The organism is Clostridium chrysemydis (genome assembly GCF_015234215.1).
Lineage (GTDB): Bacteria > Bacillota > Clostridia > Clostridiales > Clostridiaceae > Clostridium > Clostridium chrysemydis.
Window position 1 is genome coordinate 29547 of sequence record NZ_JADEKP010000003.1, and the last position, 19917, is coordinate 49463.

The window sequence follows — 19917 nt, forward strand, 5'->3', positions numbered from 1 at the left end:
GCTATTTTTTATCTTTAACATATGTACTTATAAGTTCCATAAAGTTATTAGGAGTAACTACTGATACTTTAGGGTTCTCATTAAGTTTATTTATTACGTATTGAACATTATCCATAGTATTACTCCAAACGTGTACGTATACAAATGTGTATGAATTAATATCTGATTTTTTAGTAAACCCTTTATTTACTCTTTTATCTATGTTCTTTATAAGAGTGTTTTCATCTTCTAAACCGCCCCAAAGTAAATCTCTACAAGAAACTATAGGTTTATTATTAGACCAAACTGTTTTTCCGTAGTAACTGTTGTTTTTATTGTAATTTAAATAAAATAATCCTTTAATATTAGATTCTTTAGTGTAATTATCCCAAAGTGATATATTATCTAAAGACTCGTCATCTAATATAAGTACGTAGTTTTGATTAGATTTTTCCATATAATCATTTAACTTTTTAGTATATGATCCTAATTTATCTTTAGGGAACTGACTTGGATACATATATCCATTTCCAGAGGGTGGTACAACAAAACAGTCCTTCTTAGAATAAGCGTAGTAGTTTTTAAAAATAGTAGGGGATAAATAATATAAAGACTGACTTAGTGACCAACCTAAGTTAAAGTTACCTCTCTTTTTAGATCCAAACCAATCTTTAGAGCTATAATTACTGCCTTGAAGCCATTGCAAATTATCACCATCAGACATTATAAAAGTTACATAATGAACACCATCTTTATCTACGGTATCTAGTTTTTTTTGTTTGACTTTTGAAGATTTAAAAGCACTTAAAACTGAAAGATTATAAGACCAATCAGCTGCAATCATATCTACGCCATATGTAGATGCTATTTTTACATTTGTGTGCTCGTCAGGGCCCCAGCCAAGTATGTGAGAATTCTCATCCATAGAACTAAATATTTTTTTTCTAAAGGAAGAGTCATTAATATCTTCTTCATAGAAAACTAAAGATTTTGACATTATAGCATAGTCTCTAAGAGGTGCACTTTTTTCAGGTGATAATTCAATTACTGTAGAGTGGTTTAAACCTTTATCCCAAAGATTATCAAAGGCCCATGTTTTATCAGTATTTCTACAATCACCAGCTAAATTTTTTATTCCTATTTTATTTATATTTGATTCTAAAGTTTCATCAATAACTATAGAGTCCTTTAATGATGCTAAGGTACAGGCGTTGTTTATTGAATAGTAATTTTTGTTACTATATAATACGTAGCCACTAATATCTCTTTGAAACATTTTTATCAATTTAAAAGGGTCTCTTATAAATTTATAAGAGACATTATAATTATTTTTTAAATCATTAAGCCAAATATTATAATCAGGTTCGCCATTTGTTGTAATATATATTTGGTTTTTAGACTTTTTTGAAACAAGACCTTGTAAGGTAGAAATCATAGTTTGTTCTTCTTTTGACATATCATTTTCAGATATTACGTATAGATTTTTAGCTACTACAGGACTTTTTATGTAATCATCCTCAAGGGATGGAGTTTTAACTGAAGCTAGAGTTTCTTTAGTTGATTTACAGCTGTTATAAAATTCAGTAAAGAAAGCTAAACGCCTACCAGTTTTAAAGTCAGTAGCATTAGCTTCAGACAGATTTGCAATAAAAATTTGTCTATCTATTATATCCTTTAGGCTTACAAAATCACAGTTTTTCATAATATCGTACATAATCATAAAGGTTGTAGTTCTGCCTACTCCAGCTTTACAGTGGAAGTGAAGCCAAGCGTTTTCAGGAAGTGAATTAACGAAGTTTACAAATCTAGAAACCATTTCAGGAGAAGGTAAATTACCATCTGTTACTGGTATTCTGTAATAGTCTATCAGCCTTTTTTTGCAAACATTCTCTTCATTCTCTACAATTGTCGGAATGATTACCTTCTTTGAAGAAGAAGATTGGTTTATATTTAAAGGCTCATTTAATTTAATAGATGATAATAGTTCATTTTCTGTATCTTTGATTTCTTTTAGGGAAAGTCCGGCATTTGCATTATTTAATGAATTTTTAAAACTAACTGCAAGGCCGTTTATAAAGCCATGAGACTCTTCTCTTAAGTCTACATCTATTATTTTGTAGGTTTTTCCTATAGCATTTAAGACTAAGTCTAAAGATTGCTCCGTAAACTGTGCACTACCTGAAATTTTTAAATTATCGAAATTAGTTAAGTTTAGATCAGAACTAAATTTAGATATATCAGAATCTGCACATTTTCTAAAGTTTTTAGGAAGGTCTATAGAATTTTCAGTATCTAAGACTAAAGAGAGATTAGAGGCGTAAGAAAAGGCGGGAATATTAGAAAATAAGGAAAAGATTAAACTTAAAAAAGCTATAATCAAAAACTTAAAATATTTTTTCATAAATAACACCTCTAAAAATCATAATGATAATATTATGATTTCTGATATGTAATAATTTTATTCAAAAAGAAAAGAAACTCAGAAAAAAGAGTTTCTTTTATAAATTTATTTATAATATCTTTTCTTAAGAAGGATTGTTAAAGATATAAGTGCTAAAAATATTGAAATTCCAATAAATATTGATTTTGTAGTTCCAGTTAAAAGTTTTCCAATATAAGCATAGGCTAAAGTTCCTGGAATCTGGCCTATTACCGTTCCTAAAATAAAGCTTTTAAGGTCTATAGAGCTTAAACCAGCTAGATAACTAGTTAAGTTATATGGTATAAAAGGTAAAAGCCTTGAAATTAAGATAGACATAAAACCTTCAGTTTTTAAGAAGTCATCAAGTTTTTTCATAGCGCCTTTAGTAGTGTATTTTAAAACAAAATCACGGCCTAGATATTTTGCTAAGATAAAACATATTATAGACCCTAAAGTGTAACCTATCATAGTTATAATAACAGAGCCAACAAATCCGTATAAGGCAGATAGTGCAAAGACTACTAAAAACCCTGGGATAAAAGTAGTTATGCAAGTTAAAATACAAATAAGGATAGCTATTATTGGCCCAAAGATGCCAAAAGATAATACAAAATCTTTTATGTTACTAACGGTTAAAACTTCCATTATATTAATATTGTTTTGATAAATATAAAATCCAGAAAGAATTAAAAAAAATATTATTATTCCAAGTATTAAAGTTTTCTTTTTCATTTGTTTCTCCTAAAAATTTTTTAGCTTATTTTATAATAAGCCTTATAAGTGTAGTTGTATAGGGATAAATAAAGAGATTTGTGATATAATCTAAAAATACAATTATTTTTTATTTGGAGGACATATGATAACTAAAAAGAAGTTAAAAGAAGAAATACTTACATTTGATGTAATAAATTTTACTGATGAAAATGGAGAGCATATAGAATACGTTGAAGTAATTTTAGCAGATAGAATTATAGATGTTTATATGGATACTAGGGAAGTAAACATTGGAATTTTAGCAAATAAAATATTAGAAGACGGTTTATATAAAGAATAAGAGTAGCTTTAAAGCTACTCTTATTTTTTACTAATTTTAAATAAAGTAAATGAAGTTATGCAAGCTATTAAAACCATAAAAAGAATAACTATATTATAGTTTATAGTTACATTTTGAATCCAAGATTCAGAATTCATAAGTGGTGTATATATATTGAAAAGACTAAACTCATAAGGAGTAAATGGTACTAAAATAGTAACTAATGAAACTATTAGAAAAAATACTAAAGTTCCTTTAATAAAATCTTTTGACATATAAAAACCTCCTTAAACATCCTTATATTAAAAGTATAGTATATATTTAACATAAAAAACAGGGTTTTGTATACGTTTTCTCAAATGGGGAAAGATTGAAATAATGTAAAATTACTTTCAATCTATTTAAGTTTTAATTAATGATTCATAACAATATCGCCGTTAGGATAAGCTGTACCTGAGTCTACTGTGCCATCCCCTCCGTTTTTTAATATGTCATAACTAGTTATTTTAAATTGATAAGAGCCGTCTTTAGCTTCACCAAAGAAATCTATTACGAATCCGTTAGATAATTTTTCTTGATTAAATTTGCCTTCATTGCAATAGTAAAGGCTACTTTCAGAAGCTTTCCTATAAGAAAAGTTCTTTCCAGGGTTAGTTACATTAACCGGAGTTACAGTCATATCTTTTGAAGTTTCAGTTTTTATTATTTTTTTTGCAAGTTCAGCCTTATTTAAAGGTTTTTTACTTTCATTTTTTGTAGTAGTATCACTTTTTTGATCTTCTGAGTAAGCTGTTTTCTTTTTTGTATTATTTACAACATCTTCTTTTTTCTTCTCTTCTTCTTTTGAAGTAGAGGAGTTATCGTTTTTACTTTTATCTTTAGTATTAGTGCCTTGATTTTCTGTTGTATTAAGTTCATTATTTGATTCTACATTTTTATCTTCTTTACAACCAATAAATATAAAGCTACTTAATAGGACTGAAGAAATTAAAAGTATAGAAAGAAATTTTCGTTTCATTGTCTTTTCCCCTTTCAAAACAATATTATTTACATAATATTATAAATTAACAATATGTAGTAAATATTAGTTAACATTAAATAATATGTTAAAAGAGTGAAAGTTTATTTTTATAAATTAACATCTTTGTTTGGGATTAACTTAGATAGTGTGATAAAATCATATTTGTAAACGAATAATATAATAAAAAATCTATTATTTAAAATAAAAGGAGAAATTGAATTTATGAAAAAGAAACTAATTTCACTTATTTTAGTAGGAATAACTATTTTTACTTTAGCTGGGTGCACAGGAAGTCCTAAAAATACTGCTTCTAATGATACTGGTATTTCAGATTCAAAGGATAAAGATTCTGGTATTGTAGATGGAAAATTTAAATCAGCTGAAGCTATGATGAATAATAAAGAATTTAGAAAAAAGGTAGAAGAAGGTTTACCAGAAGATACTACGATAACTGCAAAAGGAAATACTTTAACTTATACCTTCAAACAAAAAGAGGGAGTAAAGGTTACAGATGAAATTAAAAAGTCTATGGAAGATAATTTAATAGAAAAAGAACCTGAATTAAAAGAAGGGCTACAAAGTACTATAGAGCTAATTAATACTGATAAAATGAAAGTAGTTTACCAGTATGTAAATGCTGACGGAAGTGAAATATATACTCATAAAATTGATATTATAAAAGATGATAAATAAAAAATAACCTCTATAAATTTTGTAGAGGTTATTTTTTATTTATATTTTAGTCTGGACATATTAAACATTTTTTAAAGTAAGTTTTTCTTTGATTGATGAGTAAAATAAAAATACAAAGAAACCAAAGAAAGCTAAGCTTTTGCCGATATAAGAAAGTGAAATACTACTTTCTAGATTGTAAAAACTATATAAAAGTATAATGCTATATATAATAGCTATTGAAAATGTAACCTTTGATTCTAATCTTGAAATCTTAGGTAAAGATATAAGTTCATATTTATCCCATAAATAATTATAAATACTTATTCCTCCAAAAATAATAACAATACAAAATAAAATAAAATCTAAAGTCATAATTTTTACACCTCCTAAAAGATTTATAAACGCTCCTTGTAAACGTTTAATCTTTATGGTTACATTATATATTAAAAAATCATAAAAAACATAAATATTAACTAAAATACATAAAGTTTTTAAAAAATAGACTCATTATTTCACTTTAAATTCAAATCAAAAGAAAAGAGAATATTAAACCAAATATACTTAAAATTAATAGTAAAAGATCTAAAAAGTTTCCGTCAGATTCTTTAAATTTACTAAAGTAATGTGTACATAGCTTGTAAAACATATATAGTATTCCTATATAAAGAACTAGTGTTAGTATCGGTATTATTCTTGATACAAAATATAAAAGTGATAAAGAAATTGAAAAATCAAATATCACATTATTATTAGATTGAGTAGTTAAATATTCATCAATAAAAAATAGTGCAATTAATGAAACCACTAGTAAAACGTATTTAAAAGTATCATTTAGCACATAGCTTTTATAAAAGAAAGGAATATATTTAAAGCTATACAAAATAAGGATTGAAAAAAGTGAAAACTTAAATACGTTTTCTATCTTAAGTGAGTTTTTCATAAATATCCCTCCAATCTTTATACTTTGATTATACACCTATGCTAATTATATATTTCAAAGTATAGGATGAATTAACAAAAGATTGATATTAAATTCAAAGACTACGTAAAATGAGATTTATTTAGCGTAAAAATTTTACTTATATAGTAATTCAAAAGTAAATACTATGAACGTATAATAAAACTACAAAGAAAACGATAACAAAGGGGCGTGGAAAAATGTATAATAAATTTTTAAATTTACTAGAAAAATACTTATCACCAATAGCTGATAAGGTTGCACAAAATACTGTACTTCAAGCGATAAAAGATGCATTTATTTTAAGTATGCCATTTACAGTAGTAGGGTCTTTAGCAGGGCTTGTTAAATCACAAGGTGATTACTGGTGTGGAAGATATAATGTTTCTTTAGATGGGTTACTTGGAAATATTTTAAATATATTTGGAAATGTAAATCAGGTAGCTATGGGACTTGTAGGGATTGTAATAGTAATAGCATCTTCATTCTTTTATGCTATACACCTTAAGGAAAACAATAATAAAATTGTTCCAGTTACAACTTCAATTATTGCCTTAGTTACTTACTTTGCAACAATACCAAGTAAGATACTTGTTGAAGGTAAGGAAGCTATAGGGTATGCACCTAACTTCTTTAATTACGAAGGTATGTTTACAGGGTTAATAATCGGATTAGTTACAGCGTATCTATACGGAAAGCTTGTAGGTTCAAAATTTACTATTAAGCTTCCAGATACTGTACCACCTTCAATCTTAGATTCTTTTAGAGCTATTATTCCATTTTTTATAGTACTAATAATATTCTCAACAATAAAAGAAATAGTTGAATTTGCAGGGTTTGATTCACTTCAACAAGTAGTAGCACAGTTTATAGTAGCACCGCTTTCTAATATAGGAACAGGGTTACCTGCTGTAATTATAGTAATTATAGTAATGCAATTACTTTGGTTCTTTGGAATACATGGTTTTTCAATTATGTGGGGATTAATATCAGTTTTATGGATGCCAATCTTTATGGAACATATTGATATCTATGTTAAAACAGGAAGCTTTGATTCTATAACTCAAGTTGCACCAAATACCTTAAGTAATGTTTATGCGATGATTGGGGGTTCTGGTTCTACTTTAGCATTAGTTGTTTTACTTTTATTTATGGCACCAAAGGGTTCTGCTGAAAGAGCTGTCGGAAAGGTTGCTATAATACCAGGATGTTTTGGAATAAATGAACCTGTAACTTTTGGATTACCAATAGTTTTAAATCCAATAATGTTTTTACCATTTGTATTTGTTCCAGTAATAAACGCTGTAATTGCTTACTTTGCAATTAAGGTTGGATTAGTTACACCACTTGTAGTTTTAAACTCAGGAGCTGAACCTGTAATACTTAATGTTTTTGTATTAGCAGCATTTAAGTTAGCTCCGGTAATTTTATATATATTATTATTCATCTTAGATATGGTTTTATATGCACCATTTGTAAAACTTCAATTAAGACAAGATAAACATGAATTAGAAGAAAGCTAGTAGAGATAAAGGAGACAGAAATGAAAAATATTCATTATATAAATCATACACATTGGGATAGGGAGTGGTTAAGATCTTCCGATACTTATAGGATAAGAGCAGTTTATGTGTTTGATATGCTATTAGATATTTTAGATAGAAATGAAGACTATAAGTATTTCACTTTTGATGGACAAACTGCGGCATTAGAAGATTATCTTACAATTAGACCTGAAAAAAGAGATAAAATAAGAAAATATGTCTCTGAAAAGAGAATATTTATAGGACCTTGGTATACCCAACCTGACTTAGCTTTAGTGAGCGGTGAATCGTTACTAAGAAATTTGATAATTGGTAGTAATATTGCAAAAGATTTGGGCCATTGTATGAGTTCGGGTTGGATACCAGATGCCTTTGGGCAAATACAAACAACTCCACAAATATTTAAAGAACTTGGAATGAAATCACTTTTTGTTTGGAGAGGTTTTAATTACGAGTATACAAAAGACTCAGTATTTTTATGGGAAGCTCCAAATGGAGATAGCATATTAAGTATTCATTTTCCTTTAGGGTATGGGTACTATAGATATTTACCTACAGACCAAGATGAGGCTTTTAAAGATTTAAAAGGTTTTAAGGATAAAATTGAAGATAGATTTATAGATGATGAGATACTTCTTATGGGAGGAAGCGATCACACTAAGCCTCAAGAATCGATCACAGAAACTATAGAAAGTCTAAAAACTAATTTTTTAGATGAAGGATATAATATAAAAATTTCTAACCCAGAAATTTATACAGAAGATGTTATAAAAAGTATATCTAAAAGTAAGAGAAAGCTTGAAATATTTAAAGGTGAAGCTAGAAGTGCCATGCTTGGAAGAATTCACGCTGGAATAACATCAACTAGAATAGATATAAAAAACGAAATGAAAAAATACGAAACTATACTACCACTTACAGTTGAACCTATGTCTGTAATAAGTACAACTATAGGAGGGAGATTTGATCAAAGTTTAACTAATTACTATTGGAAAATGATATTTAAAAATCAATTTCATGATTCTATTTATTCATCTTCACCAAACTCTATAAATCAAACAGTTAAAAATAGATTATTAAATTTAAGGCATGGATTAAATGAACTAATTTGGATGAATATAAGATCCTTAAAAGATAAATTAGATTTTTCAAACTTCAAAGAAAATGAAGATGCAGCTGTATTATTTAATACATTACCTTACAAAAGAGATGATTTGATTTTCATAAACTTTATAGTAAAAGATAAAGATTTTATCTTAAAAGATGATAAAGATAATATCATTCCATATGTGATAGTAAAAGATAAAAAAGAAATCAATACAGAAATCGAAGAGTATAATGGTTGCGTAAATTACCATGATGCAGGCGAGATTTTAGAAGGAACTAAATTTAATATTCAAGTAAAGATAAAAGCTTCAATAATGCCACCTATGGGATATAAGGTATTAAAGGTTTGCTATGGAGAAAAGCAAGACGCAGAATCTTTTAAAAGTACTGATTTAGAATTATTAGAAGATAAATTATTTCAAAATAAATTTATAAAAGTAAAAATAAATGAAAACGGAACAATAGATATTTTAAATAAAGAAAATGGAGAAACTTATAAAGAAGTACACTGGTTTGAAGAAGGCGGGGATGACGGAGATGAATATAATTATTCTCCTCCTGTTATAGATAAAGTTATAAATACTAAAAGTTTAAAGCCTAAAATAGAACTACTTGAAGATAATGTATACGAAATCAAATACAAAATCACATTTAATTTAAGCACTCCAAGGGAATGTATAGACCACAAAAGGTCAGAGGATTTTGTTAATTCAGTTATAGTTTCATATGTATCTTTAAAAGTAAAGAGCAAGACTGTAGACTTTAAAACTGTTATTAAAAACAATGCTAAAGACCACATTATAAAAGCTATATTTACTGATACAGAAAGCTCAAAGGAAAGTTTAGCTCAAGACCATTTTGGAACTATAGTTAGAAATAATAAAATTTTAAATCAAGCAGGTTTAGAAAATGGAGCAACAGAGGAAGAACTACCTATATATCCATTCCAAAAATTCGTAAAGCTGCATAATACAAATAATACTTTTGCAGTTTTAAGCAAAGGACCTTGTGAATACATGATTTATAAGGATAGAGAAATCGCATTAACAGTATTAAGAGCAGTTGGGAAACTTGGAAAAGCTGATTTAGTAGTAAGACCTGGAAGATCATCTGGTTATAGATTAGATGCTAAAGATTCACAGCTACTTCAAAGTGTTGAATCAGAATATTCAATTTTTATAGATTCAGGTAAAGCAAATATAGCTAATTTATTTAGAGAATCAAATAAGTTAAATGTTCAGGTGCAATCAAGGCATTTAAATATATTTACAAGAGAAAAGCATGAAATGAAGCCTTTTGAAACTTCTGTAGTAGAGATAGAAGAAGGATTTGAAATAATAGCATTTAAAAAATCAGAAGATAATAAAGGTTATGTTATAAGGATCTTAAACCCTAATAAATTTAATTTAGAAAATAAGAAAATTAAATTAGATTTAAATATTAATAATGCTTATTTAAGCACTCTAAAAGAAGAAAAGGTTCAAAAATTAGATTTTAATAACGGTATTTTAAAATTACCTACAATAAACAAAGAAAGTTTTATAACTCTTTATTTAGAATAGCTGTAGCTTTATAAAAATTACTCAATAAAGTATACTGTACTTGATGAATTATTTTAATATAAAGTAGGTATAAATATGAGTTTATTAAAAAAGTATCAAGAAAACGAAGGCTTTTTAACTAAAACTGAAAAAGAGTGTTTTGAAAAGCTACTTAGAGAAAGTAGAATAGAAAAAGATATTACGATACAAAAAATTGCAGATGAATTTAATGTATCCACAACAACGATATTTAGAATGATAAAGAACTTAGGGTACGTATCCTTTAAAGAATTTAGATACGAGCTCCTATATTATAAAAGAGAAAAGTTAAATGTTGATGATTCAAAAGAAGACGTTTTATTTGCTATAGGGGAAAAACTTACTGAAACAATCAAATATCTTAGTGAAATAGATATTGCCCCTATAGTAAATTTAATAAAATTCGCAAAACATGTAATGGTAATAGGTAGCGGAATGAATCACTATATAGGCGAAATTCTTGAAGTTAAATTAAATTTATGTAATATCGATGCTAAGTATAGAGAAGATTCTTGGCTTATGTATTTAGAAACATCAAACCTTACAAGTGAAGACGTTGTTATTGTCTTATCAAAAACAGGAGAGACAAAATCTTTAATTGAAGTAATTAAAAACGCTAAGATAAATGGATCTAAAATCCTTTATATAGGAGAAATAGGACATTCTAAAATAGGCGCATTAGCTGATTTTAAGATATATGTTTCTAAAGTTATAGAAGAAGGCAGAGATATGGATACAAGGCTTCAATTACATTTAGCTATTAATTACTTAACAAAAAAATTGATAGATGACATTTTAAAATAATACTAAAATTTAGTATTACTTCTAAGAGAGGATTAAATATGATTTTAGGAAATGAAAATAAATTACTAAAAATAAAAGAATCAATTTATAAAATCGGTGAAGATTTAGCTAACAAAATAGAAGATAAAAAATTAAAAAGACTATTTTATAATTGCTTTATAAATACTATAGAAACTACTGTAAGTATAGAAGAAGATGATACTTTCGTTATAACAGGGGATATCCCTGCTATGTGGCTTAGAGATTCAACGGCTCAAGTAGAGCAGTATCTTCCTTTTATAAAATATGATGATAATTTAAAAGATATATTTAAAGGACTTATCAAAAGACAAGTAAATTGTATTAAGATAGATCCGTATGCTAACGCCTTTAATAAGGAGCCAAACGGAAATAAGTGGGACAACGATATAACTAAAGATAGTCCTTGGGTTTGGGAAAGAAAGTATGAAGTAGATTCACTTTGCTACCCAGTTAGGCTTATTTATAAATATTATAAAGAGACTAATGATAGGTCTATATTTAATGATGATATCAAGTCTACTTTTGATACTATAATAAACCTTTGGACAGTAGAGCAAAATCACTTAGAAGAATCTGATTATTCTTTCCAAAGATTAAATTGCCCTATAACAGATACTTTAAGTAATGATGGAAAAGGGACAAAGGTAAAATATACAGGAATGACTTGGTCAGGATTTAGACCAAGCGACGATGCTTGTACTTATGGATATCTAGTGCCAGCTAATATGTTTGCTGTAGTTACTTTAAGATATATGGAAGAGATATTAAGTGATATATATAGTGATAACGATTTATCAGCAAAGGCTAAGAATTTAAGGGAAGAAATCCAAAAAGGTATTTTAAATTATGGGGTTGTAGAAGATAAAGATTTCGGGAAAATTTATGCGTACGAAGTTGATGGGTTTGGGAACGTAAATTTAATGGATGACGCGAATGTACCGAGTTTACTTTCAATTCCTTATCTTGAATATAGTGATATAAATGATGAGATATATAGAAATACTAGAAAGTTTATATTAAGTAATAAAAACCCTTATTTTTATGAAGGATCTGAAGGAAGCGGGATAGGAAGTCCGCATACTCCGAAGGAGTATATATGGCATATTTCACTAGCTATGGAGGCGTTAACTACAAATGATAACGAAGAAATTAAAAGTATTATAAATATGTTAGTTAATACTGATGGAGATACAGGATATATGCACGAAGGATTTTACGTAAATGATTCTAAAAAATTTACTAGAGATTGGTTTGCTTGGGCAAACTCATTATTCGCTAGGTTAATATACGAAAAGGTTATAAAAAAAGCCGACTACTTTTAAGTAGTGGCTTTTTCTTCTATTATTTCTTCTATAGTTTCAGAGGATGACTTATCTGTAGCTAGAATAACTGTAGAAATAATTATTAAAATTGTTCCAAGTATAAGTGAGAAACTTAAAGGTTCTTTAAATAAGATAACTCCCATTATAATGCTTATTATAGGTTCAAAAGTTCCTAAGATAGAAGCAGATGATGCACCTATTAAAGAAATACCTTTAAGTAAGAATATTATGGATAAAATCGTTGAAACTACTGAAATAAGTATATAAGAAATTCCCATTTCAAAATTAATTTTGTAAATAATCTCTTTTGTAAAAAGTCCATATATAATCATGCCAACAGTTGCACCGAATGACAAATACATTGTTATTATTTCGTTTGGTAAATCTTTAATCGACTCCATTGCAAGCATTATTACATTAGTTCCGTATGAAAGTCCAGAAAATATAGCTAGGAATAATCCTATTGTACTCATAGTATGGTTTTCAAATGCAACTAAAGAATAAACTCCAAGACCTGCAAAAACAAGTGAAAATAGCTTAGATTTACTCATCTTATTTTTAAAGAATAAATATTCTAAAATGCAAACAAATGCAGGATAAATAAAATGAAGTGTAGTAGCTAGACCAACTCCTAAATAGTTATAAGAAACAAAAAGTGTTTGCGTTGTAAGGGTGTAACCTATCAAACCTGTGATAAATAAAATTGTAAATTTTTTCACAGGAATTTTAACATTCAATCCTTTAAATAATGAATAAAGTAATAAAATTATTGATGATATTCCAAATCTAAATATCAAAACTGTAGTAGGATTTGAACCATTTATATAAGCAAATTTTGCAAAAATCGGCATAAGTCCAAAGGCTACAGAAGCCAGTATTGAATAGATAATACCTTTGTAACTTTTCAAATATATTCCCCCTTTAATTTTAAAATCCATACTTACCTTAGTTTAAATTATTACCTAAGTCAATAGATAAATTAATTTTACAAATTGTTAAAGAAATAACACATATAATTAAATACTTATTATAGTTATTTATTTTTAGTATTTTATCTTATGCGAAAAAAGGAGTAAAATAATGTAAACGTTAATGTTAATGTGTAACGTTTGTTTAGTTGAAGGAGGAGTTGTTATGGGATACAAGCTTAATATTGAAGAATTCAATAATTTCCTAGAAGAGTTAGGAAAAGAGTACAAAATTTATGCACCAAAAAGATTTGAAAAGGAAGGTAGATATTCAGATACTGATCTAATAAAATATGCAGAAGTTAAAGAATTTAACGACATAGTATATAAAGAGAAATCTGATTTCCCAGCAAAGGAAGTAATATCACCTGTAAATCAAACACTTTATTATTTTACAGAAGACGAGTTTAGAGAGAGCAAACCAGCTCACGGCAAAAAAATACTTATATTTTTAAGACCTTGTGATATAAATGCTCAAGAAAGACAAGATAAAATATATCTTGAAAATGGTGGATTCGAAGATAAATTCTATAAGAGAATGAGAGATAGAGTTAAGTTTGTATGTATGGAATGTGTAGACGGGTTCGACACTTGCTTCTGCACAGCAATGAATACTAATAAAACTGATAACTACAGTTTAGGTGTTAGATTTAACGAAGATTCAATTTCATTTGAATTAAAAGATGAAGAATTTAAACCTTACTTTGATGGTAAAAAAGAAGAAGAATTTAAAATTGATTTTATAAAAGAAAATACTACAAAAGTAAATATTCCAGAAATCAAAGATGAAGTTACTTTAGAGATGATTCACAAACATCCTATGTGGGAAGAGTATAACAAAAGATGTATAAGCTGTGGTAGCTGTACTGTTGCTTGTAGTACTTGTACATGTTTCACTACTAGAGATATAGCTTATAGTGAAAATGGAAGAGTTGGTGAAAGAAGAAGAGTTGAAGCTTCATGTCAAATTGCAGGATTTGATACTATGGCTGGAGGACACTCATTTAGAAATACAGCCGGAGATAGAATGAGATATAAAGTTCTTCATAAAGTTCACGATTATAAGCAAAAATTTGGAGTTAATATGTGTGTTGGATGTGGTAGATGTACAGACAGATGTCCTGAAAATATCTCAATGACAGCAACTATTAATAAACTTTCAAAAGCAATCGAAGAAATTTCTGGAGGTAAAAAGTAATGGTAGATAATGTTTTAACACCAAGTCCATATAAAATAATAAAAGTTACAAAAGAAAGTGACAGTGAGTATACATACAGAGTAGCTACTGACATAGTGCCAGAACATGGTCAATTTTTACAACTTTCAATACCAAAGATCGGGGAAGCTCCTATTTCTGTAAGTGCCTTTGGAGAAGGATATTTAGACTTTACTATCCGTCCAGTAGGTAAAGTTACAGACTGTATATTTAACTTAGAAGCTGGGGATACAATGTTTTTAAGAGGACCATACGGAAAAGGATGGCCTATAGATAAATTTAAAGGTAAAAATATTGTAATAGTAGCTGGAGGAACTGGTGTTGCACCAGTAAGAAGTTTAATAAACGAATTCTACAAAAATGATGGTATGGCTGAAAGCGTAAATCTTATTTTAGGATTTAAAAGCGAGGGCGGAATATTATTTAAAGATGAATTAGAGAAATGGAAAGAAAAGTTTAACACAATCTACACTCTAGATAATGGAGTAAAAGAAGGTTTTGAGCAAGGTATGGTAACTAAACATTTAGATAAATTACCATTAAACAAATTCTCTGATAATTATGAGGTTATAATAGTAGGGCCTCCTGTAATGATGCATTTTACAGCTTTAGATTTCTTAAACTTAAATGTACCAGAAGAAAAAATATGGGTTTCATTTGAAAGAAAAATGTCTTGCGGAGTTGGTAAATGTGGACACTGCAGAATTAATGAAACTTATGTATGTACTGAAGGACCAGTATTTAATTACACTAAGGCAAAGACATTATTAGATTAGGAGGGTATTTACTATGAATCATGATATAGATATTAAAAAAGTTAGAATAAATTGTTTCCGTCAATCAAAAGTACCTGGAGAATTCATGCTACAAATGCGTGTACCAGGAGGATTAGTGCAAGCTAAATACTTAAAAAACGTTCAAGAAATAGCAGAAACTTTTGGTAATGGGACATTCCATATAGGGATGAGACAAACTTTTAATGTTCCAGGAATTAAGTATGAAAACATTGAAAAAGTTAATGAATATATAAAAAATTACATCGAAGAAGTTGAAGTAGACGAATGTAATTGTGATATGGAAGTAGATAATAGCGGGTACCCAACAATAGGTGCTAGAAATATTATGGCTTGTATCGGTAACTCACACTGTATAAAAGCAAATGCTAATACTAAAGATATGGCAAATAAGATAGAAAAGCTAGTTTTCCCATCAAACTATCACATCAAGGTATCAGTAGCAGGTTGTCCAAACGACTGTGCTAAAGGTCATTTCCAAGACTTCGGTGTTATAGGTGAAGCTAGAATGGAATATCATCCAGAAAGATGTATAAGCTGTGGAGCTTGCGTTAGAGCGTGTGAGCACCACTCAACTAGAGTTTTAAGCTTAAATGATAGAGGAACAATAGATAAAGATGCATGTTGCTGCGTAGGTTGTGGAGAATGTGTTTTAGCATGTCCTACAGGTGCATGGACTAGAAGACCTGAAAAGTTCTATAGAGTTGTAATCGGAGGAAGAACAGGAAAACAAAACCCTAGAATGGGTAAAACTTTCTTAAACTTTGCAACAGAAGAAGTAGTTCTTGGAATGTTTGCTAACTGGCAAAAATTCTCAGCTTGGGCTTTAGACTATAAACCAGAATATCTACACGGTGGTCACTTAATAGATAGAGCAGGTTACCATAAGTTTAAAGAAATAATACTAGATGGTGTTAAATTAAACCCTGAGTGTCAAGTTGCAGAAAATATATATTGGGCTGAGACAGAATATAGATCAAATATAAATGTTAAACCAATAAGTATGCATAAATCAATAGATTCAAATAGACCAGTAAGATAAAATAAAAAAGGTGTCTAAAGCAAATTTCTAGCTTTAGGCACCTTTAATGTTTATAAAAAATCATTAAAAAGAAATTAATTAAGCAAGTTGCAAGTCCTATAAAATGAAGCCAAAAAAAACTAACTGACCCTTCCATAGAAATAGTAGTTGTACTTTTTGAAATCCAAATTACAAGAAATACAAATAACATCGCTCCATAGAGATGATTCGACTCATCTTTTCTAATAATTTCTATTTTTAAAAAGATAATATTTAAAATTGTTATAAATATTCCTAAAAAACACAATACGATAATATCCTCTGATATTACTTCCATTGCATGATCATCTGTAAAAATTAAATTCAAATAAAGTTGGAAAAACATGAATATAGCTACGATTGACTTAGCTATGATACCTTGAATTTTTTCATTCGCGTTCATAAGTTTTATAGCCTCCACTTTAGTTAGATAGAAATATTATAGCAACAAAAATGTCGAATTTGAGAGAATTTATACATAATTTATAACATGTTTATACAATGTACATAAAATTTATAGGATTAAGAAATTAATCCAAATTTAGCCAAAGCAATCTTTATCATTAGAAAATAAATATTTATTTTTTTGTTGACTATAACGTTACGTAATAGATTAGACTAAAGATAAAGGAGGGGAAAACATGCTAACTATAAAAGAAGTAAGTAAGCTTTGTGGCGTTACTACTCGGACTTTACATTATTACGATGAGATTGGTATTTTTAAACCTAGTTTAATAAATAATTCTGGATATAGATTATATAGCGAAGATAGTTTAATTAAATTACAAGAAATATTATTTTTTAAAGAGTTAGATTTTAGCTTAAAAGAAATAAAGAATATAATAAGTGATCCAAACTATGATAGAAAATATGCATTAAATATGCAAAAAGAAATCTTAATCAAAAAGAAAAATAGAATTGAAGATTTAATAAAACTTATAAATAAAAGTATGGATGATAGCTTTATTCTAGGTCTAGAAAAGTTTAAAGAGGAGGATATAGAAAAAATGAAAGATGATTATAAAAAGGAAGTAAAAGAGAGATGGGGAAACACTTTAGAATATAAAGAGTTTAAAGAAAAAGGATACAGTAATAACGATAATGAAAGGTTTAAAGAAGAAATAGAGGGGATTTTTAGAAGGTTTAAAGACGCAGTGGAATTTGGTGAAGACTCAAAGGAAGCACAAGAATTAGTTAAGGTTTGGCATGATTATATAAATAATAATTTTTATACTTGCAGTAAGGAGGTTTTATCAAATTTAGGAGATATGTATGTTTATGATGAAAGGTTTAAAAATAATATAGATAAAGACTATGAAGGGCTTTCAGAATTTATAAATAAGGCTATAAAGGTATATTGCAGTAAATAATCCCTTAAAGTGGTATAATTTATTTATACAATTAAGGGATGGTGGTATAAATATATGGTAGTTTATATTTGTTGTGCTGGCGGTGCAACTTCAGGATTATTTTGTAACAAGATTAAAAAGGAATACGAAAAATTAGGAAAGTCAGTTTACGTAGATGATATCTACACTATAAGCCGCGCATTTAAAAAAGAGGAACTTGAAGATTATGATGTTATTTTAGCTTACGGCCCTGCTGAAAAAGTTACTAGTAGCTTTATAAGAGATTATAATATAGATAAATTTATAAACCTTATTTTAGTATCTCCTCAAGTCAGATACAGAGTAAATGATATAAATAAAGTTTTAGAAGGTAAAAATATACCTTGTGCGCCTATAGATATGAAGGTTTTTGGTACGATGAATGGAAAATTAGGATTAGAAACAATTGAAAATTTATTAAATAAATAAAGGTTTATACTCTGTATATTTAATCATATGCATCTTTTATTCAATATTTGATAAAAATCAAAGGCTAAAAGTGAATAAAGGGTGCATAATTTTATTCTGTTACATAAATTAACTCCATGATATGATAAAAATGTAAACGATATACAAAGGAGGAGATATTATGTCAGAACAATCTAAAAAACTAGGACTATTTTCTTTAATAGCATTAGTAGTTAGCTCGTCAGTAGGTGCTGGAATCTTTAGCATCTCAAGTGATTTGGCGTTAGGCGCTGCGCCTGGACCAGCTTTAATAGCTTGGCTTATAGTAGGTGCTGGAATCTTGATGTTATCTTTATCTTTCAATAATTTACTTAATAAAAAACCTGAACTTAACGGAATCTTTAGCTATGCAGAAGCTGGATTTGGAAAGTTTGGAGGGTTTTTAAGTGGCTGGGGGTACTGGCTTTCGGCTTGGCTTGGAAACGTAGCATTTGCAACTATGTTAATGAGTACACTCGCATATTTTTTCCCGGTGTTTGGGGATGGTCAAAATATTCCATCAATCATCGGGGCTAGCATTTTGATGTGGTTATTAACATTTATAGTAAATAGGGGTGTTGAAGAAGCAGCAGTAATTAATACCCTAGTTACGTTATTTAAGTTAATTCCTATTTTTACTTTTATAGTTATTGGAATATTTGCATTTAAATTCGACCTATTTACAATACATTTTTGGGGAAACTTCAAAGATAACATTACAGTTAGTAACGTCTTAGATCAAGTTAAAAGTTGCGTTATGGTAATGATGTGGGTGTTTGTTGGTATTGAAGGTGCATCTATGTTATCTTCACGTGCAAAATCTAAAAAAATAGCAGGTAAGGCTACTATTTTAGGTCTTATCGGTCTTTTAGTAATTTATGTTTTAGCATCAATAATCCCATATGGATTATTAAGTCGCGATCAACTTATGAATTTACCTACACCATCAATGGCATATATTTTAAAAGATGTTATAGGTGATTTTGGTGCTACATTTATAAATATTGGTCTTATAATATCAATTCTTGGGTCTTGGTTATCTTGGACTATGCTTCCAGCTGAAACAACTCTTTTAATGGCAAGGTCTAATTTGCTTCCAAAGATATTTGGAAAGACAAATAAAGCTGGATCTCCAACATTCTCATTAATTTTAACTGCTGGATTAACACAATTATTTATATTTACATTTTTGTTTACAGATAAGGCATATAACTTTGCATATTCACTTTGTACTGCGGCTATACTAATTTGTTACTTGTTTGTTGGACTTTATCAAACTAAGTTATCATTTCAAAATAGATGTGAAAAAGGTGAAATAAAGCAATTAATTGTTGGTATTATCGCAGCAGGATTTCAACTTTTTGCAATCCTAGCATCAGGAATACAATATACTCTTTTATGCTTTATTGCGTACATTCCAGGTATAGTATTTTTTTATGTAGCAAAAAAAGAAAATGGTAAAAAGGGTTTATCAAAAAATGAGATTTTATTAACGATTTTAATTATTATAGGAGCTTTATATGCTGTCTATCTTGTGACAGCAGGTAAAGTAACTGTATAAAAGAAAAGACGAAGGAA

The 19917-nt window shown here is 28.3% G+C and carries 20 protein-coding genes; 12 read left to right on the plus strand and 8 right to left on the minus strand.

The window, feature by feature from the left end; all coding sequences use genetic code 11:
• Position 1 precedes the first annotated feature (1 nt).
• Together INR60_RS10210 and INR60_RS10215 are read right to left on the minus strand one after the other, a co-directional pair.
• Positions 2–2380, minus strand: coding sequence for a GxGYxYP domain-containing protein (locus INR60_RS10210; RefSeq protein ID WP_194191428.1), 2379 nt, complete (start codon positions 2378–2380; stop codon positions 2–4).
• Positions 2381–2485: 105 nt separating this feature from the next.
• Positions 2486–3133, minus strand: a complete 648-nt coding sequence (locus INR60_RS10215) for a TVP38/TMEM64 family protein (RefSeq protein ID WP_194191429.1) — start codon at positions 3131–3133, stop codon at positions 2486–2488.
• Positions 3134–3257: 124 nt separating this feature from the next.
• Between INR60_RS10215 and INR60_RS10220 the strand changes: the two genes are divergently transcribed.
• Positions 3258–3455: a hypothetical protein gene (locus INR60_RS10220; protein ID WP_194191430.1), complete on the plus strand. Its 198-nt coding sequence runs from the start codon at positions 3258–3260 to the stop codon at positions 3453–3455.
• A gap of 20 nt (positions 3456–3475) precedes the next feature.
• On the opposite strand, the gene INR60_RS10225 is transcribed toward INR60_RS10220, so the two are convergent.
• Together INR60_RS10225 and INR60_RS10230 are read right to left on the minus strand one after the other, a co-directional pair.
• On the minus strand, positions 3476–3709 hold the full coding sequence (locus tag INR60_RS10225; RefSeq protein WP_194191431.1) for a hypothetical protein: 234 nt from the start codon (positions 3707–3709) through the stop codon (positions 3476–3478).
• Positions 3710–3846: 137 nt separating this feature from the next.
• Positions 3847–4452, minus strand: coding sequence for a hypothetical protein (locus tag INR60_RS10230; protein ID WP_194191432.1), 606 nt, complete (start codon positions 4450–4452; stop codon positions 3847–3849).
• Positions 4453–4677: 225 nt separating this feature from the next.
• Here INR60_RS10230 and INR60_RS10235 point away from each other — a divergent pair, with 225 nt between their 5' ends.
• The gene (locus INR60_RS10235) at positions 4678–5148 is read left to right on the plus strand and encodes a DUF4854 domain-containing protein (RefSeq protein ID WP_194191433.1); all 471 of its coding nucleotides are present in this window, start codon (positions 4678–4680) and stop codon (positions 5146–5148) included.
• Between the two features lie 60 nt (positions 5149–5208).
• On the opposite strand, the gene INR60_RS10240 is transcribed toward INR60_RS10235, so the two are convergent.
• Positions 5209–5502 (minus strand): hypothetical protein, encoded by a 294-nt coding sequence (locus INR60_RS10240; protein ID WP_194191434.1) that lies wholly within the window; start codon positions 5500–5502, stop codon positions 5209–5211.
• A gap of 151 nt (positions 5503–5653) precedes the next feature.
• The gene (locus INR60_RS10245) at positions 5654–6070 is read right to left on the minus strand and encodes a hypothetical protein (protein ID WP_194191435.1); all 417 of its coding nucleotides are present in this window, start codon (positions 6068–6070) and stop codon (positions 5654–5656) included.
• Between the two features lie 218 nt (positions 6071–6288).
• Between INR60_RS10245 and INR60_RS10250 the strand changes: the two genes are divergently transcribed.
• The 4 genes from INR60_RS10250 to INR60_RS10265 all read left to right on the plus strand — a co-directional run bounded on the left by INR60_RS10250 (position 6289) and on the right by INR60_RS10265 (position 12466).
• Positions 6289–7611: a PTS sugar transporter subunit IIC gene (locus INR60_RS10250; RefSeq protein ID WP_194191436.1), complete on the plus strand. Its 1323-nt coding sequence runs from the start codon at positions 6289–6291 to the stop codon at positions 7609–7611.
• A gap of 20 nt (positions 7612–7631) precedes the next feature.
• A complete protein-coding gene (locus INR60_RS10255; RefSeq protein ID WP_194191437.1) occupies positions 7632–10301 on the plus strand; it encodes a glycoside hydrolase family 38 N-terminal domain-containing protein in 2670 nt (889 codons plus the stop codon).
• Positions 10302–10376: 75 nt separating this feature from the next.
• Entirely contained in the window at positions 10377–11123 is a 747-nt protein-coding gene (locus INR60_RS10260) for a MurR/RpiR family transcriptional regulator (protein ID WP_194191438.1), read from the plus strand.
• Between the two features lie 38 nt (positions 11124–11161).
• Positions 11162–12466, plus strand: a complete 1305-nt coding sequence (locus INR60_RS10265) for a glycoside hydrolase family 125 protein (RefSeq protein ID WP_194191439.1) — start codon at positions 11162–11164, stop codon at positions 12464–12466.
• Here INR60_RS10265 and INR60_RS10270 read toward each other — a convergent pair.
• On the minus strand, positions 12463–13374 hold the full coding sequence (locus INR60_RS10270) for a DMT family transporter (protein WP_194191440.1): 912 nt from the start codon (positions 13372–13374) through the stop codon (positions 12463–12465). The two genes, INR60_RS10265 and INR60_RS10270, sit on opposite strands and share 4 nt — an antisense overlap.
• 226 nt (positions 13375–13600) lie before the next feature.
• Between INR60_RS10270 and asrA the strand changes: the two genes are divergently transcribed.
• Genes asrA through asrC form a run of 3 tightly spaced genes read left to right on the plus strand, consistent with a single transcriptional unit; the run spans position 13601 to position 16486 of the window.
• A complete protein-coding gene (gene asrA / locus INR60_RS10275) occupies positions 13601–14632 on the plus strand; it encodes an anaerobic sulfite reductase subunit AsrA (protein ID WP_194191441.1) in 1032 nt (343 codons plus the stop codon).
• Entirely contained in the window at positions 14632–15426 is a 795-nt protein-coding gene (gene asrB, locus INR60_RS10280; protein WP_194191442.1) for an anaerobic sulfite reductase subunit AsrB, read from the plus strand. The genes asrA and asrB overlap by 1 nt, the downstream gene beginning before the upstream one ends.
• A gap of 13 nt (positions 15427–15439) precedes the next feature.
• Positions 15440–16486: a sulfite reductase subunit C gene (asrC, locus tag INR60_RS10285; protein WP_194191443.1), complete on the plus strand. Its 1047-nt coding sequence runs from the start codon at positions 15440–15442 to the stop codon at positions 16484–16486.
• Positions 16487–16529: 43 nt separating this feature from the next.
• Here asrC and INR60_RS10290 read toward each other — a convergent pair whose 3' ends face one another.
• Complete coding sequence (locus INR60_RS10290; protein ID WP_194191444.1) at positions 16530–16907, minus strand: hypothetical protein; 378 nt, start codon at positions 16905–16907, stop codon at positions 16530–16532.
• Between the two features lie 238 nt (positions 16908–17145).
• Between INR60_RS10290 and INR60_RS10295 the strand changes: the two genes are divergently transcribed.
• The 3 genes from INR60_RS10295 to arcD all read left to right on the plus strand — a co-directional run bounded on the left by INR60_RS10295 (position 17146) and on the right by arcD (position 19900).
• The gene (locus INR60_RS10295; RefSeq protein ID WP_194191445.1) at positions 17146–17874 is read left to right on the plus strand and encodes a MerR family transcriptional regulator; all 729 of its coding nucleotides are present in this window, start codon (positions 17146–17148) and stop codon (positions 17872–17874) included.
• Positions 17875–17928: 54 nt separating this feature from the next.
• Complete coding sequence (locus INR60_RS10300; RefSeq protein ID WP_194191446.1) at positions 17929–18321, plus strand: PTS sugar transporter subunit IIB; 393 nt, start codon at positions 17929–17931, stop codon at positions 18319–18321.
• A gap of 160 nt (positions 18322–18481) precedes the next feature.
• Positions 18482–19900: an arginine-ornithine antiporter gene (gene arcD, locus INR60_RS10305; protein ID WP_194191447.1), complete on the plus strand. Its 1419-nt coding sequence runs from the start codon at positions 18482–18484 to the stop codon at positions 19898–19900.
• The last annotated feature ends 17 nt before the right edge of the window (positions 19901–19917 follow it).